Source organism: Bacillus cereus group sp. BfR-BA-01310 (assembly GCF_022664325.1).
Taxonomy (GTDB): domain Bacteria; phylum Bacillota; class Bacilli; order Bacillales; family Bacillaceae_G; genus Bacillus_A; species Bacillus_A paramycoides.
The window spans coordinates 1-21,000 of sequence record NZ_JAKUHD010000033.1 but is presented as its reverse complement, the minus strand read 5'-3'; the positions used below and the strand labels follow the sequence as shown (position 1 = coordinate 21,000).

Here is a 21,000-nt window from a genome sequence, read left to right as displayed (position 1 = left end):
AGATAAACAGATCCAAAGGGGCAAAACATCGCGTCTTTTTTATAAACACCGTGACTTTATTTAAAAGCGACATCCAAATGTTGGTTTGGAATAAAGTTTGATCAAAAAGCATTCACAAACTCTCATATTACGCCAAGACAAAAGAAACTATTTTGAAAAAAGATTAATCAAAATGGTTTCTTTTTGTTTGGTTGAACACTTCATTTTGTAAAAAGGTTTGATTGAAAATTATATAGAAGTCTCATTTTTATATACATAAAATATTTTATACTTTACGCTCTTTAAAAAAGTTAGACGCAATGAAACAAGCTATTCCAGCAATAAGAAGACTAAATGATAATACCTTATTTGTATTTTCAAACTGTATAATATCTGTAATCACATTAAGCATAATTATAGTTATATTCAAACAGGTTACCTATAAACAAGCAACCTGTTACTACCCTCTTACACTACTATTTACGTTTTTGTGCGTCTACTCTGATACCATTTGAGTCTACCATGTTTAAATAACCGTTATAGAAGATTTCGACAGTATAGTCTATAGTAGTCCCCTTCATTTTTGAAGCATCTAATTTATTACCGTCTTTCACCATTTCATCAACTGTCAATGAAATTTGTTTTGTATCTGCTTTGTAAGTCCATTTACCTGACATATGAGTAGTTTCATATGGTAATTTCTTTACATCATCATATGCAATGTATGTACCGTCTTCTTTGAAGTCTAAGGACTTAGTGAACTCAGAACCACTATACTGACCCCATTCACCTACAAACTCTTTAGCGTCTTTCGGGAATTCAGCAGGTTTTTGAGTCTTTTCCTGTTCTTCTAATTTCTTCGCCCCTGCTTTTACTACTGCATCAGCAAGTGGTGTATACCCCTCAAGAATTAACTCATTACCTTTTAAGACTAGGTCTTTTGACTTCTGTGTCGTTTCTTTCGTTATAGAATTACTCTTTGCTGACTTAACTAAAAGTGTAAATGACTCACTATAATAGTCTACTCCTTTTAGAATTGTCTTATGCTCTTTCTCAAACTCTTTCGGTGGTTCTATCTTATGGAACTTTTCAATGATACCTTGTATTTCAATCTCTTTCGCATACAGTTCTTTATTCAATTCTTTGATGTCATTACTCTTATCTTTCGTTTTAGCCGATATATCCCTAAAGTTCTGTAATTCAAACTCTAAGTCACTTTTTAGCTTATACATATGGTCTGGATACTTGTCTAGTGCTATCTTTTCCTTTGTTACTGCTTTCTCCTCCACTTTATCTTTTGCTTTCGTTTCTGCTTTATCTGTAGCACAACCACCTAGTAACATGATTGGTAGTGCTAACGTTATAAGTCTTTTAGATTTCATTGCAGTATACCCCTTTGATATTAATATAAATTATTTACGTCTTACTGCTTCTATCGTAGTTCCTTTATCGTCTACTAGGCGTAAAGAACCATCTTTCAAATGCTCAACCTTGTAGTCTACTGCTACTTTCATTTGTTTTGCGTCAATTTTCTGTCCGTCTTTTACAAACTCTGTTGGCATAATTGTAACCTTCTGTGCTTCAGGAATATAGTGCCATGCACCTTCCATGTGGTTGTCTTCAAAAGATGACTTACCTGTATCATCATAGAATGTAAATGTTTCATCTTGTCGGAAGTCTATACCTTTATGAAATACACCGTCCTTGTAACTACCCCATTCACCCATTAACTCTTTACCGTCTTGTGATATTTGAACAGTACTGTTATCAGATGTAGAAGTTGAAGGACTGTCAGACTTAATACCTAATTTATCTTTAATCTCGTTTGACTTACTTAGTGTAGAGTCTTCAATAGGTTGATACCCTGACTTCCAATAGTCATTACCTTTATAAATCAGTTCCATAGCTTCTTTTGCTTTTTCTTTGTCTTTATCTGTTACCTTTCCTTTACCCTGTGTAAGTTTAACCTGTGTTGAATAGGCTTTACTGTAACAATCAACCGCTTTTAAGATGTCTTTATGGGAGTCTTGATACTCCTTAGGCGGTTCAATCTTATCGAATTTCTTAATTATTACCTGTAAATCAGATTCTTCTTTTGCTATTTCTTTTATTAAAGTCTTTTCATCTTTCGTTTTATCCATAGCCATTTCTGTTATAGCTGATACTTTCTGCATTAACTCAGAAGCTAAACTTGCCATACGTATTGGATACTGGTCTTTTGATAACTTCTCTTTTGTTTCAGCTTTAGACTCTACTTTATCCTTTACTTTAGTCTCTGCTTTGTCAGTTGCACAACCACCTAATAACATGATTGGAAGTGCTAAAGCTACTAGTTTTCTTGATTTCATTACATACACCCCTTTGGAATTATACTATATTACTTCCGTTCCTTCCCTTACCCCTAGTTACTCCTTTCATTTTAACTTGAAGGTTTTGTTTCGGAATCTGTTATGTCAATAACAGGTATCTCTAAAGTTAATAGTTTCTTTGTATACCATTGCTTACTTGTATGATTATATGAATAATTGCAAGTTACCTTATTTCTTTTGAAGTTCTTGTAATTTCTTATCCATTACCTTAGACATACCCTCTTTGTCTTCTTTAGCTAATTGGTAAGTTGCTTCTTTCCACTGTTCTCCATCCATACCTGACATATGAGGAACACTATTCATAATAGCTAAACTCACTTCGTTTGCATCTTTATCTTTTGCGTCTAATATAAATTTTGTACCTTTTCTTGCATCAGTGACACCTTCTAATACAAGTTTGTGAATGTCTTTATACTTATCAGGTACTTTTATGTTTTCCATACGGTCTAAAGCTTCGTCCATATCACTTACTGTTTTGAATACTTCTTTATATTTTTCATCACCTTTTTGTGCGTTACCTAAACCTATTAGTATGTTATCTTTTTTAAATTGAAACTCTAATAGTTGTTCATACATATAACTTGGATACTCTTTTTCTGATATAACTGTTTTCATCATTGCTTTGTTAGTTTGCTCAGTCTTAGGAGTAGAAGATTTTTCCGCTACCCCACAACTTGATAACAGTAAGACAGGTATTGCTAAAGTTACTAGTTTACTTGCTTTCATTATTGTGTTCCTCCCCAGTTACTAATAAAACGATAGGTAAGTAGATATTAAGTTACCTATTTACCTATCGTTTTAGCAAGTTCCTCAATCTCTTTCATATAAATATCGTTTGTTTCATCTACAGATTTAACGAATTCGATAGTAGCCCTGTTCATATCTTTTATAGCTTCTTTCAGTTTTGTTGAGTCTTCTTTCTTTATAGCGTCTGATTGTTTATCAAAAGACTTATCTAACAATTTTGTTGCTTTAGATACTTCTTTATGGGTGTCTTTATAATTAGACTTTGGTGTAAGTCTTCTTATTTCTGCTGTTACAGACTTCAACTTTTTAACCTTTTCTTCAAACTGTTCTTTTTCAGAATCAGTAGTAGTTCCTTCTAATCCTACAGTAGATAAACTCTTAGCAACATCTTGAAACTCTTTCTCTAGTTTAAATAAGTTTCCTACATAGATGTCTTCATTCTTTGCATCTTCCACTGAAACAATAGCGTGGTCTTCGTCTATTACACTACTTTCACAACCAACTACCCCAGTTAATAGCATGAAAGGTATAACGAGTTTTAAAGCCTTTCGTTTCATAACTACCCCTACTTTCTATAATAAAAACTCATAGATTGACAGTCTTATTAGTTAAACTATTAATCTATGAGTTTACTTTAGATATTACTTAAATAAATCAATTAATCTGTTCCACCATGCTCTGTATAACATTCAGTCTCACCTCCTTAAAGTTTATTTACTTCGTTCCAAACTTAGTTACTTTCTCCCATGTCTTTTAGCATATCATGGGCTTCTACTATCTTCTTGGAAGCCTTAACTACTGTTTCATTACCTTTAGTCATTAGACTTCGGTCTTTTAACTCAAGACCGTCTCCAATTGATTTAAGTGATTCTTCTAATAAACCCATAGCTACATTCATAGTTTCTTGTACGTCTTTATACTTTTTACCTGGTTCTAATTTCTTTACTTTGTCAGAGATTGTAAGTAACTCCTTAGAAACCGATTCGAATTCTTGTTTCTTTTCCTCTACTGGTTTCTTACTCGTTAATACATCATTCATAACTTTTGACTGTTCAGATACATCTTTCATTAAGTATGCTAGATTCATCTTATAGTCTTCTTTCTTGTTTTGCTCAATGGAAACCTTAGGGTCTACAGGTTTATCCTTTGCACTACAACCTACCCCTGTTATAAGTAAAATAGGGATTGCTAAAGTTAATAATTTACGTTTCATGGTTATGTATCTCCTTTAATTGTTATTTCTTTTTGTCTAATTCTTTTGTTACTTTGTCTACTAACTTAGAAGATGATTCTAAGTCTTCTCTCGCTACGTTAACTAAATCCTTATCTTCTTTTTCTAAACCCATTTGTACAACCTCTACCCCTGACTTTGCGGATAGCATTGCTTTACCTACGTTTTTCTGTATTTCAATGTCTTCAGTTAATGCATAGTCTAAGTTATTTATCTTATCTACTAACTCAAAATAAAGTTTGGTTAACTCTTTCAGCTTAACTGCCTTTTTCTCCATCGACTTTCCACTATCTAAAAGGTTATCTATTTCTTTTGATTGTTCCGAGAAATCTTTAAGCAGATACGCTACATTCTTATTGTAGTCTTCTTTCTTATTTTGTTTAACAGAAACTTCCATTGCTTTGTCTTTCTTCTTATCCTTTGATTCACAACCTACTCCTGTTACTTATAACATCGGAATTGCTAAAGCTAACAATTTACGTTTCATAGATATGTTCCTCCTTTTAACTTTCTACTTTTCTGATTTCGTCTATCGTCATACTAAGGTAAGTTAAACCTTCGAATATAGACTGTAAACTTGACTCAGTCTTTTTATCATCATTCTCAGCTAGACCTTGAAATACTTGGTCTATTGACCCTTCAACTACTTTCATATCGTCTCTTAGTTGTTCTTTGAAGTAATCATACTCCTTAGGTGGTTCAAGTTCTTTTATCTTCCTACACTGTTCTTTTACTGATTCAAACTGTTTCTTTAACTCAGCTTGATTTGTTTTTAAAGTCTTATCTTTTTCAACTATAGGTTTTGTAGCTTGTAACGCATCTGATAACTTACTCATATGAATTTCTATCTGACCTTGATACTGACCTATTGTTACAGGTGAGTCAGTGTTCCTACTGCGTTTTTACCCATTAGTTCTCGTTCTTCAGCTAGGGTTCTACCACCTCCGATTACAGCTTCTTTCACTACTTTATCGTTTGACTCTTCTTTATTAGTTGAAGACTTACTTTCTTCCTCAGTCTTACCTTTCTTACTTTGTAGTTCTTGACCTTCATGGTATATTTTATCTACTTCTTTATATAACGGTACTATAATGTCCCTTGTACTCTTAGAATCATCTTTCTTCTTTTCTGACTCTGCTACTTTTAAGCTCTCAGTTTTCTTTTCTTCTACTTTATCTGTTGCACAATCCCCTAGTAACATGACTGGAAGTGCTAAACTTACTAGTTTCCTTGCTTTCATTATGCATACTCCTTCTTAACGGTGTTGTAATTGACTAACATATGGAACTGTAACATAAAATAAATAAACAAATATAAGCTCATTTTTTGTCTTTAAAGGAAATTTTAGGAATTTCAATAATATGATAACATGTATTACGGTTGTAGAGAATCCCCCCTCTGCATGCTTTTTTTCCCAATTTACCCTTATTCGACCTCTAACGTTTAGCGTTTGGGGGCTTTTTTATGCGGTTCTGGTGCAAAGATTGCATCTATTTGAAAGAGGTGAATAGATCCCTAATGGAATCTATTCTTATGCAGCCATTACGAATAGTTGATGAATAAACTTCATTTCATTTTGGACATACTTGTCCCGTAAAATAAGTTGGCCTTTTTTAATGATATGCATCGCTTCTATTCCTGAAAGAATAGATTTAGCTGTATGAAAAGATTTCAATCCTAACATTAAACGAACTCTCTTTTTAATAAAACGATGATCTTGCTCTACAATGTTATTAAGGTATTTTATCTGCCTTATTTGGATACCTATAGGCATCTTTTTCTCTTTCTTCAATTCTTCAATCGCTATAGGATAGGCCGGATTTTTGTCTACTGTAATCACACGGGGCTTTGAAACATGAAAAGACTGCAAAGCTTTCTTGAAAAAACGCTTTGCAGCCCTATGATCTCTTGTTTTGCTTAAATGAAAATCAATTGTATTTCCTTTTGAATCAACAGCACGATATAAGTACATCCATTGACCTTTGACTTTCACATACGTCTCATCAACTCGCCAAGAATCATTGGTTGATTTAAGATGACGTCGTACGCGCTTATCTAATTCGGGGCCATATTGATGAACCCATCGCATGATCGTTGTATGAGCAAGGGATAGCCCACGTTCTTCCATCATTTCGACTAAATCACGAAAACTGAGGTTGTACCGTAGGTACCATCTCACGGTTAATAAAATAATATCCGGTTGATAATGTTTCCACTTGAATAGATTTTGCTTTTCCATACCAATCACATCCTTTTTTAGAGTACTAGTATCAGTATGTTCAAGTTTGATAGACTACTTTCATATAATTCAAAGTTTTTGCACCAGATTCCCCTACACTATGTAAAAGTTCTTCAACACTCTGCTTAAATTGGGGTATCGTTTGCAAACACAAAAATAGTGGCAGTCGGATTCCCCAAACTACCACTACTTTTAACCTCTTAATTTATTGAATTCTGTACACCTTTGTTTTTCAACATTACTCATGATGTACAATATTTTGATTTACTTGTTATAGAACTTCGTCTACATCGACATCCTCTATTTTCACTTCATACATATTTTGGATATCCACTTCTTTCGGTACCCATGCATAATAATTTTGATCATTATCTAAAATAAATTGAACTAATTTTGTTTCTGATTCACTCCAGAAATTTTTAATATTATCAATGTAGTCCTCTAAATCCTCTTTATAGTCCAATTGTAATATGTAATCTTTTTCTGTGAGGGCAAAAACAATTAAACTTCCTAAGAGATTTTTTTGCTCATTTTCTTTTTCATACTCTTGTGGTAAAAACCATACTTGGCCTATTCCTATCGTTTTTTTGTATTTTTCATAAAAACTACTATCACTCATAATCTTATAATCATGTATCAATTCATTGACAAATGAGTGCCATCTTATTGGGATAATCGTTTCCAATAAAGGATTATTTTCAATACCTTCTATTATTTCATCTATCTCTTCTGTCTCATCCTCATTGTTATATTCACTTAGGGATATATGATTGAATGTCATTGAATCCTTGTAATGCGCCAAATCATATGGATAGTGATTATTATTTATTAAACTTGTATCATCAAGTTCTAGTATCTTTGCTAGTGCGGCTGTCTCAAAGCTCCAATACCCTACATATCCAGGTTCTTTATGCGCATTTTTCCATTCATAATCATAATGTCCTTTAAACCATTCTTTTTCCATATACGTTTGCAACCTTTTAGATGCTTCTTTCTTATCTGTTCGAGCAATTTCTATAATCTCTCTAGTTTTTGCATATGGATTTTCTTTAAAATAAATATTGGTAATTTTTGTGTATCCGATATCACTGGCACATAATAAAAAATCAATCACTGGATCATTCATATTTTTTTTATCAACTATCTTTTTTAATCTTTCTATATTCTTTTTATCCGTTTCTAATAAAATTCCTAAGGAAATTATCCAAAGCAGACTTATATATCCAATTTCCCTACTTCCTGTATGCTCTAAATCATAAATTACATTATGAAAATCTTCCTCTATTGCGCTAATATCTTCTCCTAAAGAATACTTTGCCCTAATATCCTCCATCCCATATCTAAAATTCCATAAATATCTCGCTTCTATAATACTTTTATTATCTTTAGGCTTTCTTTGAATACCATTTTTTTCATCTTCTTCTAAACTTTTAATATCTTCTCTATTTTCTTCAATAAATTCTTTATTATATTCAATTCCTTCTCTACATTTTTCTTCTATACATAAATGATCTCTCATACCATTCGATTCCTCCTAGCTTCTAAAATTATGGCCATTCTCCAATGTTGTTACCCTCTGCATCTAACCTATATGTTTTTACATTTCCACTACTATCGATTTTTGATAGTACTCTTTCAACTTCACTATCTTCCAACGCTTTCGTAATCTTATCTGCTAATCGTTTATCTCCATCAACAGCTTTCAATATTCTACTTTTTTCAGTTTTCGTACCTGTCAACCAACCATCTGACATTTGTGGTCCATCTTTAGTTTTTCCTAATTGTGAACTACCAAACTTAGCTTCATCAATAACGTATTTAATATTTGAATTCGGATTTGCATTTTCGTATAATCCATCAATTCCTTTTACTATTTTATCATTTATGGTTGATGGTGCACCTTTGCCGACTGGCTTTAAATCAAATCCAGCATCTTTTAAACTTTGATTGTTTAATAAATTATCACTTGATTTTATTTCACCATAATTACCTTTTTGTTTATTTGTAGCTGTTTTTGCATCAAAGTCATGCACATTTGTATTTTTACTACCACCGAAATTACCATTACCCGTACTACCATCTTTAGACTTTGCAAACTTATAATAGGCTTGAATTAATTCACCTTGAGGTATTTTGGTTATGATATTTCCACCAACACTAGAGAAAGCATATGAAGCATCTCTCTTAAAAGATTGTAACATATCAAGCGCTGGCTTCAATTCTTTTGCTAGTTTTACTCCATTAGCGATTGTACTTGCTCCACCTACTCCTTTTGCTCCTTTTGTGACGAGGCCTGCTTTACCCAGTCCCTTATCGGCAAGTAGACCGATCGCTATTTGTGTTAATCCATAAGTGATCCATTGTGTACCGCTCTCTGCATCTCCATCTATAATATCTCGTTTCACAGAATTTGAAAATGTATGCCACATATTTTTTATCGTTTCATCCAAATGTAAAGCCGCATATGTAACATTAATAAAAGTTCCTATATCCATATTACTTAAAGTTTCCATGGACTTGATTTCATCCTCAACAGCTTTCCCTGTTCCGATTACAGTACCATTCCACATCTTTTTTACTGTTTCGAACATTTTAACTACATCGTCTACCTTATCGTCCCAAGCCTTTCTAATCGGAGATTTCTCTTCTATCCTACCGCACATTTCTCCATCCTTAATTGAACGGTCAGCTTTTCGAGATTTCTCTTCTGTAATCGCTTGGATAGAAGTCGTCCATTCCATATTCAATCCTTGTGTACTAAACGTGCCACTTGCAGGACTAAAGCCTTTTCCACTTTGGACTTCCGCCAAACCTGTCGCAATGCTAGCGGCTAATTGCATTGCTGTACTATAGTTATTGCTAGAGGTCTGATTGAATTGATACAGATGATCTAACTTTTCTTGCAGTTTTTTCCTCATGATAGTAAAAAGATTCGCCATAGCGTCCATACCTGGTATTGGCATAACTTGACTGATAGCTTCCATACTTGTTTTCATGCGATCAATTTCTCGGATTTGTTCTAATAATTCTTGTTCAATAACATCAGTTGAAGCCACCCTTGATTGAAATTGACTTGGAAAGGCTTCGTTCTGACGGATTAATTCTTCACATAAGTAAATGATTCCTTGTGCTAAAGGACGAAAGGTTTGTACAAAAAATGATTTTGCACTGCTATATGTTTGTCCTTGTAGAACAGTATCCATTGCAAAAGCATCAATCGACTGAATCGCTTGTTCCATACCTTGAATCGTAGCCGTACATACAGCGTTCATGCTTTGTGTTTGCGTATGCACTTCCCCTAGATACATATTCAAACTCATGAATTGACCTCCTTTGCTAGATTCTGTTTTTGATAGTAAAGGTCATTTTCTAAGTCACTAAGATTTCGTTTTTCCTTAAGCAATGTTTCTTTTTGATCTTCCAATTCGAAAATAAGTTTTCGCTCAATATATTGTGCATCTTGCCGCATATTCATAAAAAACAGCGACATTTCTCTATCTCTATGCCAAGTTCCTAAAATACGGTCAAACAAACGATGGTTTTGATTTTTCCATACATAAAAATCTTCTTCTACTTGTTCCTGTGTTTGAATCGCAGATTGATTCCGATTCTGTTCTTCAAATACACTTCGTAATTTTTGATTTAATTGATTCATTTGTTTTTCAATATCTTGACTCATCTTTTTCCTCCTAGCGTTTTACTTTACATAGGTTATTACATTAGCGAAAAGTATTTTGAAGTTCGTTATCCATTCTCTCAAACTCGTTAGCTACCGAATGAATATTATCAACCGCTTGTTGAAAAGCAGCAGAAAATTGTTTCGTTAAATCTAAAACTTGTTGATTCGCTTCTTGTGCTTTTGAATTAACAGAAAGCGTAGTACGCGTCGCCTTTTTTATAGAGCGATTTGTTGCACTTTGGATGGTATCCGAAGCTGCTCTCATCTGCGTAGCGATTTGTTGTGCCGATTGAAAATTACTTTGAAATTGTCCCATCGTATAACCCCTTTCTATATTTCTATGAACGTATTTAAGAAGGGGAGTGCCCAGTATGTATGTCCAATTATCCTATTGTTTTTTATAGGAACCCTCCTGGAAAAATATTGCGGATATAATTATAACAATAAATGGATAAAGTTTCCTCAAAAAATATATTTTACAACATATGTGTTTGTTATAGTTTTCAATAGGTAATGTAGTATATCGTAGAGGTAAAACACTAGTGGGAAAGTAATAAAATGATGCTAATGATTTATATTATGCTGTATAGGCTGAAAGGGATGGTTTGTTAAATCTTGGTGGAGAGCAATGGATTAAGAATGATCCATCTTATGTGAAGTTTAATAAGAAAAGCACAGTGGATTCCTCTATTGTTGGTAAGCGTGTTGTATCTAAAATTAATAACCTACGTTTCTATGATTCTCCATCATGGCAAGATAAAGATGTTGCTGGTACTTTAGATACGGGTTTAGGATTTATCATTGATGTAAAAGTAACTGTCAATGGATCAACGCAATACAAAGTACACAACTCGAAAGGGAATACATACTACATTACCGCTAGTAATGCGTATGTGAATTTGAAGTAATATGCATAAAAGACCGCCTACTATGGGCGGTCTTTTTGTACTAATTATTTTTTAATGCTTGTTTTATCGTTTTGACTGTTTGTTCAAGCCATTCTAATGGTGTTATTTCTAATCCTTCAAAATATATCCCATCTGCAGAAAGCTGTATGTATTCATTTTTTTCTTTATCACTATAATCACTTTGAATAAATTCAGCTAGAAAAATAATAGCGTCTTGTAAATTTTCCGTACTTTCTTCTTCAAGTAACTCTTGGAGTGCTTCTTCGTAAAATGTATCTTGATGAAATGTTGCTGCTAAAAACTGATAAACCGGATCTTCTGGATTTCTTTTTAATAGCATATATTTCTTTCCTCCTATTAGTCAACTGGATAACCTGTTAAAATGAAATTTCCATTTCCGTCTTTTTTTAAGACAATTTTGGCATTTTTCATATCATGAGCTGTTGTAGAACCTCTCTGTATTCCACGCCCAATATTACCTTCCATTTTAATTCCTTCCTCTATTTAGAGTCACGGTTTTGCAAGTAATTTTCATATTCTGCTAACCATATTAACATCAAGTTTTTTAATTCAATAGTTTCAATTTCACAAGTATTTTCTCCATCTTCATAATAACGGTGTGAAATTCTTGTGTAATCTGCTTTTATTGCTAAGTCACAACTATTCCCGCTCATCTCAAGAAAATCTAATTCTCCATTTAATACCTTATCCAAATATTCTATACCATGATTGCTATGAATATCATCTTCTAAAAAATCTGCAACTAAAGAAATTTTTTCAGGTAATTCAATCATTAGGGTGTTTAAGGGACCCTCATAAATTCTATATGTGTATTTCATAAGCAAATATTATCTCCTTTATAAATTAATAGATTGGAAATGCTGAAATGATTCTTCCGTTTGAAGCAATAAATAATCTAATCTTCATACCATTTGGGGCGGTACCAAAATTCCCGATATTCTCAACGTTGTTTATTATTTTTGTGTCACGCCAACCATCTGGAAATACGGTACTACTTTTTATTTTAGATAATTTACCATAGGGAAACTGAGTAGTTGGCAAGTGTTCTAGATTACGGCTAGTGATACGTATGTGAATGCGCGTTAATTTAACGAAAAAGGCCGCCTATTACGGGCGGTCTTTTTCGTACTGTATGTAACATTATTTACTTATTATTTTTTTCGGTTGTCAATTTTGTGTGCTCATTTAACCAAATATCTATTAGATTTCGTAATGTAATAGTTTCTATTTCAAGGGGGATTTCAATTTCATCTTCATCATACTTATTAAATATAAAAGTTTTATCTTTTCGAACATCTGCTCCAAAAATATTCGCACTTATTTTTTCATGATCACTTTTCTCGTTTAAAACTTTATCTACAGTTTCTGCTATCCAATTACCGAATTCAGATACCTCTACATTTAAAAAAGCTTCTAAAATATCGAATTCCTTTGGTAGTCTAATAACCAAACTACCTGTACTAAGTAATTCAAATTTGTAATTCATATTATTTTCTCCTTCAAAAATTAATTATCGACCTTGTCTTGGAAATGCGGAAATAATTTTACCATTACCATCTAGAAACAAACGAATAGGTAGACCGTCTATCCCTACTCCATCATAGATATTAGTATTACCACCCATGTGGATTTTATTGCCGTATGCCTCGTTTATATTGTCTACGATTTGTTGCGGATGCCAATCTTTAGGGGAAAATGACGCTAATGATTTATATTATGCTGTATAGGCTGAAAGGGATGGTTTGTTAAATCTTGGTGGAGAGCAATGGATTAAGAACGATCCACCTTATGTGAAGTTTAATAAGAAAAGCACAGTGGATTCCTCTATTGTTGGTAAGCGTGTTGTTTCTAAAGTTAACAATCTACGTTTTTATGATGCTCCTACTTGGCAGGATAAAGATGTTGCTGGTACTTTAGATGTAGGATTAGGATTTACCATTGATGTAAAGGTAACTGTGAATGGAGCGCCACAATACAAAGTACATAACAGCAAAGGTAAAATGTACTTTGTAACAGCAATTGAAGCCTATGTGTATGTAAAGTAAGAGTTGCAAAAGAGCAACCACTTAAATAATAATTTTTAATTTAAATCAACAAAAGAGACCTCACATTTGAGTTCTCTTTTGCTGATTATTCTCCATATGTAACTTTCTCTTCACTTACTCCAAACTAGATAACATGGTTCATTGAAATATTCAATCTTAAAGAAGGCTTGTTCTTCAAAAAGTTAATTTCTTGCCCTCAGAATCTAGCAAAGTAGCTATTCAATAAATTTTTTCTCTGAATCCAAAAATTTATAAAACCTATTTAATAAATCTTTCTTCGTAGCTGGGGTATCTTGGGGCATATAAGTAATAAAACTTGTCATATCTTCAGGATAATCATGTCTATCATAAAACTCTGCAATTCTATTTAATAGTTCATCCTCATCAGTAATCTTTTCTTTTAACTTAGATAAGTAAACGAATCTGAGTTTCCTATTCTCATTCTGTAATTCTTCACTATTTTCTTCTAAATTAGGAAAATGGAAATCTTTAATTTCAAACAAAGTTTTATCTAAATCACTAGAATCTATTCCCCAAGCTAGTTCATTAACAAAGGCTTCATCATCACCAGCTTCCATTAGTTCCACCGCATAATCAGAAATGACATTCGGTTCAAAATATTTTTTATTTACACCAGTATAAATAGTTTTCCAATCATACTTAAGACCTTTGTTCTTAAAATCTATTAAATCCATATAATTCTCCTTTTACTTTTTTGGAACTTGATTTGGTTTCCCTGTAACAATACCATTTTCAATAATTTTTCTATGACTTACATTTCCATTTAGTTCAACAATCCACTCAAAGGCACCTTTTTTACCACCGTTGCTTCCTTCTATTTAGAAGAATCTTCCACTAACGCGATTTCCTCCTACTAATGGAAATTCATCAGCAAATCTTGAGTAATTATCAACAATATTAGAAAAGCCATGTTCCTTAGGGACATGAGGAAACTCTTTTACTATGATGGGCTTCCATTTTTATCTCTTCCCCCAAATAGGTTTTACCTTATCAATCTTTGCTCCACTTCCAACTCGCTTTCCATCAATAACAGGTCCCTCTAATTCCTCAGTTACTTTTGGATTATCTCCGCTAGTTTTCTTACTAGTATTATCCATCCCCTTAGTAGCATTTTCCTCTTTATCAAGCTTACCATTCTCTTTAACTTTATTAACACGCCCACCAGAAGGTGAAGAAGATTGGAATTTTTGAAGAGTATCCTTAGCATTTTGAATTGATTTATCCCAAACAGATCTACCATGTGCAAAAAGACCAGCCTACATTACGGCTAGTAATGCGTATGTGAATGTGAAGTAATATGAACAAAAGACCGCCTATTACGGGCGGTCAATTTTTACTAATTATTTTTTAATGCTTGTTTTATCGTTTTAACTGTTTGTTCAAGCCATTCTAATGGTGTTATTTCTAACCCATCAAAATATATTCCATCTGCAGAATACCGTATGTATTCATTTTTTTCTGTATTACTATAATCGCTTTGAATAAATTCAGTTAGAAAAATAACAGCATCTTGCAAATACTCTTTTGATGTCTCTTCTAGTAATTCTTGGAGCGCTTCTTCATAGAAAGTATCTTGATGAAAAGCCCCCCCTAGAAATTGAAATACTTCATCATCTTCGAGATTATCGAAATTGTCTTCTAATAACATAATCATCCTCCTATTATCAAAATGGATATCCAGTTAAAATGAAACTTCCATTTATTGTAGGGAAGCGTGTTGTTTCTAAGGTTAACAATCTACGTTTCTATGATGCTCCATCTTAGCAAGATAAAGATGTTGCTGGTTCTGTAGATACAGGATTAAGCTTCACAATTAATGCAAAGGTAAAGGTTAATGAATCACCACAGTACAAAGTACACAATAGTAAGGGTAAAACATACTATATAACTGCAAATGAAGCCTATGTGTCTGTAAAGTAAGAGTTGCAAAAGAGCATCCACTTAAATAATAATTTTTAATTTAAATCAACAAAAGAGACCTCACATTTGAGTTCTCTTTTGTTGATTATTCTCCATATGTAACTTTCTCTTCACTTACTCCAAGCCATATAACATGGTTCATTGAAATATCCAATCCTAAAGAAAACTTTTTCTTCAAAAAGTTCTTTTCTTGCCCTCAGAATCTAGCAAAATAGACTAAATCAATTTTTATAAATTGCGATAAATTCACTAGGAATCTCATCTGCTAACCAAACTTTTTCATTTCCTAAATAAAATTTAATGCCTTCTTCTCTAGCTTTTTCAGTATTAACTCCTAAAATAACAGGATGCTTATCTTTTCTTTTTCCCACTAATTCAGCAGTTGCAAGATCTTCAGAAAGATGAACAAATTGTCTAGACATAGGTGATAGCCCATTGGATTCAATAGAATTTAAAAAGTGAGGAAATGTACCATGATAAAGGAACTTAGGTGGAACGCCTTCTTCCTTTACTATTTTCATGGGAACAGAATGTCCATACAACGCACGAATTTTATTTTCTTTTAGCTCATGTCTTTTTTTCTCTGATTTCTCAATCATTATTTTTAAATCCTCTATTTTCACATCTCTCCATTCAATTGATTGATGAAGCGCGTGTAAAAGTTGGTCCACAGACACCCAACCATTTTCATCTAATTCCAATTCGTATTCCCACGGAGCATGACGTAAAGCATAAGATACTTCTTTACTTAAATTTGTATAGAATTTTTGTTTATTCAATTTCTTCACTCCGATTGTAATCAATCATTTCTTTTATAGCAAATTCGACCCACTCCCAAAAATCACCAAACTCTTTTCTTTGTTCAAAACCTTCAGAAGCAAAATCATGAATAAGTTGAACTTTACTTCCTTTGCCAATTTCAAAACATGCTATATCATCGTTGTCATCTCTTCTAGCAAAAGGAATTAAACTTCGTCTGGGATACCTTTCCTTTAAATCATGATATCTCCTAGTACCCTGTCCAGATTCAATTAAATACCATACATCAAAATCAACTAAATTCAATTCGATCAATTTTTGGTAAGATTCAGGATATATATATATATCTTTATCAACGTAAAACTTTTCCATAGCTATAGCACTTCTTTCTATTTCATTTTTTCTAAATCAAATGACCCCATCGGATTATTATTTCTAAAACTAGCCTTTTGCTTTTGAATTCGTAAGTCTAAAGCTTCACCCCAAGTTTTAGGTACTCCCTTTTTAGTTGTAAATCTATCAACCAGATTTGCTGGAAGTGGATCATTATAGTTTCTAATAGTTGCTTGAACTTCTATTCCAACCTCTCTAGCTACAGCAACTCTTGTATTATTAATAGTCGTAAATTTGCCATCTGGCATTTTAACAACATCAATTGGATCACCTTTCCAGCCTATACAGCATAATATAAATCATTATCATCATTTTATTACTTTCCCATTAGTGTTTTACCTCTACGATATACTACATTACCTATTGAAAACTATAACAAACACATATGTTGTAAAATATATTTTTTTGAGGAAACTTTATCCATTTATTGTTATAATTATATCCACAATATTTTTCCAGGAGGGTTCCTATAAAGAACAATAGGATAATGATGCCTTTCCAAATCAATTTCAATCACAAGTAGCTTCAACAGATGTCATCGAACAAGAAATACTAGAACAAATTCGAGAAATTGACCGAATGAAAACAAGTATGGAAGCTGTCAGCCAAGCTATGCCAATCCCGAGTATGGATGCCATGGTAAATCTTTTTATTGTCATGAGGCAAAAATTGCAAGAAAAGCTGGATCATCTGTATCGATTCAATCAGACCTCTAGTAATAACTATAGTACAGCAATTCAATTAGCAACTAGTATTGCTACAGGTCTTGCGGAAGTTCAAAGTGGGAAAGGGTTTAGTGGCGTCAGCGGTACATTTAGTACACAAGGATTGAATATGGATTGGACGGGGCCTATTCAAAAAATTACAGAAGATAAAGCTCGTGAAGTTGAAAGGTTAAATAAGGATTCTGAATCTGGTGAAGTAGACAAAAAAGATTCATTTTTAGGTATGACTGGATTCAATTGGAATGCACCATTGGATGGACTGGGGAATATATTCGGAACACTTACAGGTGCAGCGGCAGTAATAGAAAAGGCTAATAAGGTAATTAATGGTTATAAGGTAACATACGATTTGGACAGAAGAGCACAGCGCGTCCTTGTAAGAGAATATTCCGGTTTTAAGGGCAATAAAAAAATTAATGGAAAGTATAGGGATTATAAGATTTATTATGTAGATGATGTCGCGGCAAAAATGAAAAATGGGACTGCTAGCAAGACGATAAAAGAAATAGATGCTCTTATAAAAAATGGAAGTGTGCTAAGTGCGTCTAAAATGACTTTAAAGGATAAGCTTGGATGGTTTAGTGTGGGTATAGACTCATATATGGATACAAGTGAGAATATCAAAAATAATGAATCAAGTGATAAAATCGCAGGAGATATTATTGGTAATGTTGTTATAGGAGGAGTAGTAACCGTAGGGGCAACGGCTCTTACAGTTATGGCCCTCCCAGCAGCACCAGTTCTGGCGGTTGCCGCAGCTGGATTTGCTGTTTCAGTAGGACTAACATATTTCACAGGAGGTGTGAAATGGGATGTTGATTCAGATGGTGATGGTGAAGATGACAGTATTAAGGATATGGTGAAAACGGGTTCGAAAAAAGCTTGGTCAACAGTAGCGGGGTGGTTTAATTAACATGAAAAAAAGTATAGATTTTAATAAGAAAGCTTTTGCACATTATATGGCTCTTTATCCTGTAAATGAAATAAGAGTCCACGTAATTGGCCTTGTCCTTTTGGGAGCAGACGTGTTTGTTCTTTTGCCTGCTTTTGCGAATCCTTTTCGATTACTCTATGTATATATAGTAACTCCTCCAGTTATTTTTTTAAATTTGTGGGCGATATGGATTGCTATCAATCCTCGGAAACGACAATTACAATACACTCTATTTCGAGGAGTATATGGCACCATATGTTCAGTCGGATTATTGGTTATAACTCAAAAATATGCCTATGAAGTGTTACAATTACAAACTCCTATTTATTTTATTTTTTCAGTTGGTTTGTATGGTTTTGCTTTGTATCATTTTTATAAAAATCATATTGAAAAACTTCAGGAACCAAGAAAAAAATCAAAATCGTCGAAAGGAACTGGTGGTGTAAAAGTAGCAGCTATTGCAGCTGGATTGGGGCAGTTAATTGCTAATATAATTCTTAGTATTGCAACAAAACAGATGGGGGCAATTGTATTTATGTGTGCATGTACAGTGTTTTCGTTTGTTTTGTTTTATATGATTATAGAACTCCATAAGTATTATTATTTACGGAAGCATATAGAAGATGGAGGGAAAATACGTATAGGCTTTTAAAGAGGCTGTATTGAATTTTAAGTATATGATCGTGGTCCTTTTATAGGGGTACCGCCACACATCCATCAAGCTAACATTTTGAAGTGCCCCCAAAACGAAAATTTCATCTTTTCATATGTGTCCATGAGAATTCAGTTCATTTTTTTCGTTTTGGGGAACATTTAATTTCTTAAGTTGATAGCGATGTGGCCGGACCTCTAAAATAAACTACTTTGGTTCAAAATTAATATTTATTTTCAGTTATTAGGTGGAAAAACACTTACTGGTATGTCCGACTTATACAATTGCTCTAATATCTTTTGGTCTTTACAATATACGTTTGCATAACCATATTTATTTACTAAATCAATTCTTACAAAAATTGTTTCTTCGGTATTGCACCACCACTCAAAATATTTATCTGAAAATGATTCTCTCTTAATTTTATTTAAAGCTTCCGTTTTTTTAAACTCATCAATTTCACTAATTTTAGCCCCACGTGTTAGCCAAGTTTTATGCTTATTAACCATATAATATTTAATTGCATCATCGTCTAAAAATTCTTCTATATTGTCAGCTCTAATGAAAAAACGTCCCATGCAGAAATCATATATTTTCCCATCCTCATCAATACAAGGTCCAAAATCTCCTGCATAATGATAATCCATACATTGAACATAGTATTTTCCGTTTTCTTTTTCAAAAAATTTAAGTTCATATTTTTCTTCAAATTCATTGAAGAAAAACATATCCATTCGGAAACCTGTATAAAATCTTTCACCAATTTTATACCAAATGCCACCAAATGATACTTGAAAATCAATTACTTTATCAAAAAAGGGTATTCCTTCATTGGCAAATACTCTTTTAATTTCATCTTTATTTTTAATTGTATCAACTTTCTTACCAGATAATATCATGTCATTTACTGTCTCAGATAAGATTTTTTTCTCCATACTTTTAATACCCTCCATATGAATTTTTGTTACGAATTTTATAACAACTATTCTTTAGTTTATATATTATACATATTAACTCTTGTGACTATCTACATAAAGGATATAGGCCAATAAAAAATCACTTCTCGTTCTCAATTTTTTCGTTTTGGGGTATCCGCTTTTCTTAGCTTGATGGCGATGGGGTACCGCCAGCATTTCGGAAAAAAACACGCTAAGAGCATGCAAGATTTTATACAGTTTTTTGGCTAATCCAGTAACAAACGAGAACCCTAAAACCGCGCCAGAATAAGAATGTATAAAAAAATGCATAGGTCCATAGAACGAAAAAAGAAGGTTTCCTTGTGAGAGTAAGTTTCCTCCTTGTCCTTGCTACCGAAAATTAATGTGTTATGTAAATTAGCAATGAATAGAATATACAATTTCATCGTGGTATTTTAATTATATAATAATATTAGAAAGTAGGTACGGAGTTTGAAAGAATGGATTTTGTTAAATGAACAAGAATATGAGAATGTTTGGGATAGATTTTATGATGAATTTGCTTTTAATCCTAATATAGATGGTGAACAGTCATTTAAATTTTCTTGTCCATATATTACTTATGATTTACCTAATTATTTTGAAGGAAAATGGACTGATGACGATGATTATATTTTTGATCATATATTATTGGAAGCTCTTATTTTATGTACCGAGAAACATGAATATATATATGCGTTAGATTGGCATCATGATAGCTACTGGATGAATCCTAGTTTAAATTTAAATCTAAACGAAAAGGATCATCAATGGAAAATCCCATTTTTTCCGGATGGAGATTATTATTTCTTTTTGCAAAAAGACTTTAAGTGGGGTTATTTAGGGCATCCATGGGAAAAAGTTATTTATATTTTCGGAGAAGAATTAATCAAGAATTTCAAAGAATTAAGGGCTAGTAGATTAAAAAAGACCAATGATAAAGTATAAATTTCACTTCCCATATCGATAATTATGTAAATAAGCCGTCCATATGGACGGCTTATTTTATTTTTTGCTTAGCGTTAGTTTTTTCCAAAATGCTGGCGGTATCGCAATATAGTAAAAACTAAACCAAGGTGCTTTATGCGTCTTTTTTTGTATAAAGAAAAGACACCCTAAGGTGCCTTTTCTTTTTAAAATATATAAGCGCACCATCCCTTTCCTAATAGAGGCCCCCCTCATGCCTCCTTACAGGGAGAATGATACGGCATTTTTTATTTACCCAATTACCGAGCTCTCAAATGTTTTAAATAGTTACAATACATGTATTGCTTCAATAACATATGATCATTCTTAAGAATGTCATTGAAATGTACCAATAGATTCTAGTACAGCAAAATAAATTGTGCTATGATGTGAGCAAATATAAAGCTATCTAACGGAGGGATTCACATGCCGCATGTTGTGTTTCGTGGAATTACT

General features: G+C 32.9%; 26 protein-coding genes and 5 pseudogenes. 6 read left to right on the top strand and 25 right to left on the bottom strand.

Annotation, left to right across the window (positions count from 1 at the left end; translation table 11 throughout):
* Positions 1-455 precede the first annotated feature (455 nt).
* The 13 genes from MR109_RS27270 to MR109_RS27210 all read right to left on the bottom strand — a co-directional run bounded on the left by MR109_RS27270 (position 456) and on the right by MR109_RS27210 (position 10,560).
* A complete protein-coding gene (locus MR109_RS27270) occupies positions 456-1,361 on the bottom strand; it encodes a DUF3994 domain-containing protein (protein WP_242274568.1) in 906 nt (301 codons plus the stop codon).
* A gap of 30 nt (positions 1,362-1,391) precedes the next feature.
* Entirely contained in the window at positions 1,392-2,327 is a 936-nt protein-coding gene (locus MR109_RS27265) for a DUF3994 domain-containing protein (protein WP_242274567.1), read from the bottom strand.
* 189 nt (positions 2,328-2,516) lie between these two features.
* Positions 2,517-3,074 carry a hypothetical protein gene (locus MR109_RS27260; protein ID WP_242274566.1) on the bottom strand — a complete coding sequence of 186 codons (558 nt, stop codon included), beginning with the start codon at positions 3,072-3,074 and terminating at the stop codon, positions 2,517-2,519.
* 56 nt (positions 3,075-3,130) lie between these two features.
* Entirely contained in the window at positions 3,131-3,652 is a 522-nt protein-coding gene (locus MR109_RS27255; RefSeq protein ID WP_242274565.1) for a DUF7018 domain-containing (lipo)protein, read from the bottom strand.
* A gap of 173 nt (positions 3,653-3,825) precedes the next feature.
* Positions 3,826-4,308 (bottom strand): DUF7018 domain-containing (lipo)protein, encoded by a 483-nt coding sequence (locus MR109_RS27250; protein ID WP_242274564.1) that lies wholly within the window; start codon positions 4,306-4,308, stop codon positions 3,826-3,828.
* Positions 4,309-4,330: 22 nt separating this feature from the next.
* Positions 4,331-4,723 (bottom strand): hypothetical protein, encoded by a 393-nt coding sequence (locus MR109_RS27245; protein WP_242274563.1) that lies wholly within the window; start codon positions 4,721-4,723, stop codon positions 4,331-4,333.
* A gap of 106 nt (positions 4,724-4,829) precedes the next feature.
* Positions 4,830-5,168, bottom strand: a complete 339-nt coding sequence (locus MR109_RS27240) for a DUF6376 family protein (protein ID WP_308197303.1) — start codon at positions 5,166-5,168, stop codon at positions 4,830-4,832.
* 29 nt (positions 5,169-5,197) lie between these two features.
* Positions 5,198-5,566 carry a hypothetical protein gene (locus tag MR109_RS27235; protein WP_242274561.1) on the bottom strand — a complete coding sequence of 123 codons (369 nt, stop codon included), beginning with the start codon at positions 5,564-5,566 and terminating at the stop codon, positions 5,198-5,200.
* A 291-nt stretch (positions 5,567-5,857) separates the two neighbouring features.
* Positions 5,858-6,565 carry an IS6 family transposase gene (locus MR109_RS27230; RefSeq protein ID WP_242274560.1) on the bottom strand — a complete coding sequence of 236 codons (708 nt, stop codon included), beginning with the start codon at positions 6,563-6,565 and terminating at the stop codon, positions 5,858-5,860.
* A 271-nt stretch (positions 6,566-6,836) separates the two neighbouring features.
* The gene (locus MR109_RS27225) at positions 6,837-8,084 is read right to left on the bottom strand and encodes a PoNi-like cognate immunity protein (protein WP_242274559.1); all 1,248 of its coding nucleotides are present in this window, start codon (positions 8,082-8,084) and stop codon (positions 6,837-6,839) included.
* Positions 8,085-8,112: 28 nt separating this feature from the next.
* Positions 8,113-9,885 carry a T7SS effector LXG polymorphic toxin gene (locus MR109_RS27220; protein ID WP_242274558.1) on the bottom strand — a complete coding sequence of 591 codons (1,773 nt, stop codon included), beginning with the start codon at positions 9,883-9,885 and terminating at the stop codon, positions 8,113-8,115.
* Positions 9,882-10,244 carry a DUF3958 family protein gene (locus MR109_RS27215; protein WP_242274557.1) on the bottom strand — a complete coding sequence of 121 codons (363 nt, stop codon included), beginning with the start codon at positions 10,242-10,244 and terminating at the stop codon, positions 9,882-9,884. Before MR109_RS27215 ends, MR109_RS27220 begins: the two co-directional genes overlap by 4 nt.
* Positions 10,245-10,284: 40 nt before the next feature.
* A complete protein-coding gene (locus MR109_RS27210) occupies positions 10,285-10,560 on the bottom strand; it encodes a TIGR04197 family type VII secretion effector (RefSeq protein ID WP_242274556.1) in 276 nt (91 codons plus the stop codon).
* A 274-nt stretch (positions 10,561-10,834) separates the two neighbouring features.
* On the opposite strand from MR109_RS27210, the pseudogene MR109_RS27205 reads away from it, so the two are divergent.
* Positions 10,835-11,152: pseudogene (locus MR109_RS27205) on the top strand (N-acetylmuramoyl-L-alanine amidase); the annotation flags it as partial.
* A 40-nt stretch (positions 11,153-11,192) separates the two neighbouring features.
* Here MR109_RS27205 and MR109_RS27200 read toward each other — a convergent pair.
* The 5 genes from MR109_RS27200 to MR109_RS27175 form a co-directional block, all read right to left on the bottom strand.
* Positions 11,193-11,492, bottom strand: coding sequence for a contact-dependent growth inhibition system immunity protein (locus MR109_RS27200; protein WP_242274555.1), 300 nt, complete (start codon positions 11,490-11,492; stop codon positions 11,193-11,195).
* Positions 11,493-11,509: 17 nt separating this feature from the next.
* On the bottom strand, positions 11,510-11,644 hold the full coding sequence (locus tag MR109_RS27195; protein WP_374202589.1) for an RNase A-like domain-containing protein: 135 nt from the start codon (positions 11,642-11,644) through the stop codon (positions 11,510-11,512).
* An 8-nt stretch (positions 11,645-11,652) separates the two neighbouring features.
* Positions 11,653-11,991: a hypothetical protein gene (locus MR109_RS27190; RefSeq protein WP_242274554.1), complete on the bottom strand. Its 339-nt coding sequence runs from the start codon at positions 11,989-11,991 to the stop codon at positions 11,653-11,655.
* A 326-nt stretch (positions 11,992-12,317) separates the two neighbouring features.
* The gene (locus MR109_RS27180; protein ID WP_242274552.1) at positions 12,318-12,659 is read right to left on the bottom strand and encodes a hypothetical protein; all 342 of its coding nucleotides are present in this window, start codon (positions 12,657-12,659) and stop codon (positions 12,318-12,320) included.
* A gap of 24 nt (positions 12,660-12,683) precedes the next feature.
* Positions 12,684-12,827, bottom strand: coding sequence for a hypothetical protein (locus tag MR109_RS27175; protein ID WP_374202588.1), 144 nt, complete (start codon positions 12,825-12,827; stop codon positions 12,684-12,686).
* Positions 12,828-12,903: 76 nt separating this feature from the next.
* On the opposite strand from MR109_RS27175, the pseudogene MR109_RS27170 reads away from it, so the two are divergent.
* Positions 12,904-13,218: pseudogene (locus MR109_RS27170) on the top strand (N-acetylmuramoyl-L-alanine amidase); the annotation flags it as partial.
* Positions 13,219-13,433: 215 nt separating this feature from the next.
* Here MR109_RS27170 and MR109_RS27165 read toward each other — a convergent pair.
* The 3 genes and pseudogenes from MR109_RS27165 to MR109_RS27155 all read right to left on the bottom strand — a co-directional run bounded on the left by MR109_RS27165 (position 13,434) and on the right by MR109_RS27155 (position 14,887).
* The gene (locus tag MR109_RS27165) at positions 13,434-13,913 is read right to left on the bottom strand and encodes a DUF2247 family protein (RefSeq protein ID WP_048517401.1); all 480 of its coding nucleotides are present in this window, start codon (positions 13,911-13,913) and stop codon (positions 13,434-13,436) included.
* A gap of 12 nt (positions 13,914-13,925) precedes the next feature.
* A pseudogene (locus tag MR109_RS27160) lies at positions 13,926-14,480 on the bottom strand (hypothetical protein); the annotation flags it as partial.
* A gap of 95 nt (positions 14,481-14,575) precedes the next feature.
* A complete protein-coding gene (locus tag MR109_RS27155) occupies positions 14,576-14,887 on the bottom strand; it encodes a contact-dependent growth inhibition system immunity protein (RefSeq protein ID WP_242274551.1) in 312 nt (103 codons plus the stop codon).
* A gap of 53 nt (positions 14,888-14,940) precedes the next feature.
* Here MR109_RS27155 and MR109_RS27150 point away from each other — a divergent pair.
* Positions 14,941-15,159: pseudogene (locus MR109_RS27150) on the top strand (N-acetylmuramoyl-L-alanine amidase); the annotation flags it as partial.
* 221 nt (positions 15,160-15,380) lie between these two features.
* Here the strand turns inward: MR109_RS27150 and MR109_RS27145 are convergent.
* From MR109_RS27145 to MR109_RS27135, 3 genes are read right to left on the bottom strand one after another with little or no spacing between them, the layout of a single operon-like run.
* Entirely contained in the window at positions 15,381-15,938 is a 558-nt protein-coding gene (locus MR109_RS27145) for an RNA 2'-phosphotransferase (protein WP_242274550.1), read from the bottom strand.
* On the bottom strand, positions 15,931-16,290 hold the full coding sequence (locus tag MR109_RS27140; protein WP_242274549.1) for a hypothetical protein: 360 nt from the start codon (positions 16,288-16,290) through the stop codon (positions 15,931-15,933). The genes MR109_RS27145 and MR109_RS27140 overlap by 8 nt, the downstream gene beginning before the upstream one ends.
* Positions 16,291-16,307: 17 nt before the next feature.
* A complete protein-coding gene (locus tag MR109_RS27135) occupies positions 16,308-16,559 on the bottom strand; it encodes a hypothetical protein (RefSeq protein ID WP_242274548.1) in 252 nt (83 codons plus the stop codon).
* A gap of 238 nt (positions 16,560-16,797) precedes the next feature.
* Between MR109_RS27135 and MR109_RS27130 the strand changes: the two are divergent.
* Positions 16,798-17,949 (top strand): annotated as a pseudogene (locus MR109_RS27130) (LXG domain-containing protein); the annotation flags it as partial.
* 1 nt (position 17,950) lies between these two features.
* The gene (locus tag MR109_RS27125; RefSeq protein ID WP_242274547.1) at positions 17,951-18,622 is read left to right on the top strand and encodes a hypothetical protein; all 672 of its coding nucleotides are present in this window, start codon (positions 17,951-17,953) and stop codon (positions 18,620-18,622) included.
* A gap of 236 nt (positions 18,623-18,858) precedes the next feature.
* On the opposite strand, the gene MR109_RS27120 is transcribed toward MR109_RS27125, so the two are convergent.
* Positions 18,859-19,557: a hypothetical protein gene (locus MR109_RS27120; protein ID WP_242274546.1), complete on the bottom strand. Its 699-nt coding sequence runs from the start codon at positions 19,555-19,557 to the stop codon at positions 18,859-18,861.
* Positions 19,558-20,031: 474 nt separating this feature from the next.
* Between MR109_RS27120 and MR109_RS27115 the strand changes: the two genes are divergently transcribed.
* The gene (locus MR109_RS27115) at positions 20,032-20,526 is read left to right on the top strand and encodes a DUF2716 domain-containing protein (RefSeq protein WP_085313783.1); all 495 of its coding nucleotides are present in this window, start codon (positions 20,032-20,034) and stop codon (positions 20,524-20,526) included.
* The last annotated feature ends 474 nt before the right edge of the window (positions 20,527-21,000 follow it).

Bases quoted from the DNA above. Each gene is read 5' to 3' on its own strand.
- MR109_RS27270 (WP_242274568.1), bottom strand. From the start codon at position 1,361: ATGAAATCTAAAAGACTTATAACGTTAGCACTACCAATCATGTTACTA.
- MR109_RS27250 (WP_242274564.1), bottom strand. From the start codon at position 4,308: ATGAAACGTAAATTATTAACTTTAGCAATCCCTATTTTACTTATAACA.
- MR109_RS27235 (WP_242274561.1), bottom strand. From the start codon at position 5,566: ATGAAAGCAAGGAAACTAGTAAGTTTAGCACTTCCAGTCATGTTACTA.
- MR109_RS27165 (WP_048517401.1), bottom strand. From the start codon at position 13,913: ATGGATTTAATAGATTTTAAGAACAAAGGTCTTAAGTATGATTGGAAA.
- MR109_RS27140 (WP_242274549.1), bottom strand. From the start codon at position 16,290: ATGGAAAAGTTTTACGTTGATAAAGATATATATATATATCCTGAATCT.
- MR109_RS27255 (WP_242274565.1), bottom strand. From the start codon at position 3,652: ATGAAACGAAAGGCTTTAAAACTCGTTATACCTTTCATGCTATTAACT.
- MR109_RS27190 (WP_242274554.1), bottom strand. From the start codon at position 11,991: ATGAAATACACATATAGAATTTATGAGGGTCCCTTAAACACCCTAATG.
- MR109_RS27260 (WP_242274566.1), bottom strand. From the start codon at position 3,074: ATGAAAGCAAGTAAACTAGTAACTTTAGCAATACCTGTCTTACTGTTA.
- MR109_RS27215 (WP_242274557.1), bottom strand. From the start codon at position 10,244: ATGAGTCAAGATATTGAAAAACAAATGAATCAATTAAATCAAAAATTA.
- MR109_RS27135 (WP_242274548.1), bottom strand. From the start codon at position 16,559: ATGCCAGATGGCAAATTTACGACTATTAATAATACAAGAGTTGCTGTA.
- MR109_RS27155 (WP_242274551.1), bottom strand. From the start codon at position 14,887: ATGTTATTAGAAGACAATTTCGATAATCTCGAAGATGATGAAGTATTT.
- MR109_RS27200 (WP_242274555.1), bottom strand. From the start codon at position 11,492: ATGCTATTAAAAAGAAATCCAGAAGATCCGGTTTATCAGTTTTTAGCA.
- MR109_RS27210 (WP_242274556.1), bottom strand. From the start codon at position 10,560: ATGGGACAATTTCAAAGTAATTTTCAATCGGCACAACAAATCGCTACG.
- MR109_RS27265 (WP_242274567.1), bottom strand. From the start codon at position 2,327: ATGAAATCAAGAAAACTAGTAGCTTTAGCACTTCCAATCATGTTATTA.
- MR109_RS27245 (WP_242274563.1), bottom strand. From the start codon at position 4,723: ATGGAAGTTTCTGTTAAACAAAATAAGAAAGAAGACTACAATAAGAAT.
- MR109_RS27180 (WP_242274552.1), bottom strand. From the start codon at position 12,659: ATGAATTACAAATTTGAATTACTTAGTACAGGTAGTTTGGTTATTAGA.
- MR109_RS27230 (WP_242274560.1), bottom strand. From the start codon at position 6,565: ATGGAAAAGCAAAATCTATTCAAGTGGAAACATTATCAACCGGATATT.
- MR109_RS27120 (WP_242274546.1), bottom strand. From the start codon at position 19,557: ATGGAGAAAAAAATCTTATCTGAGACAGTAAATGACATGATATTATCT.
- MR109_RS27125 (WP_242274547.1), top strand. From the start codon at position 17,951: ATGAAAAAAAGTATAGATTTTAATAAGAAAGCTTTTGCACATTATATG.
- MR109_RS27220 (WP_242274558.1), bottom strand. From the start codon at position 9,885: ATGAGTTTGAATATGTATCTAGGGGAAGTGCATACGCAAACACAAAGC.
- MR109_RS27225 (WP_242274559.1), bottom strand. From the start codon at position 8,084: ATGAGAGATCATTTATGTATAGAAGAAAAATGTAGAGAAGGAATTGAA.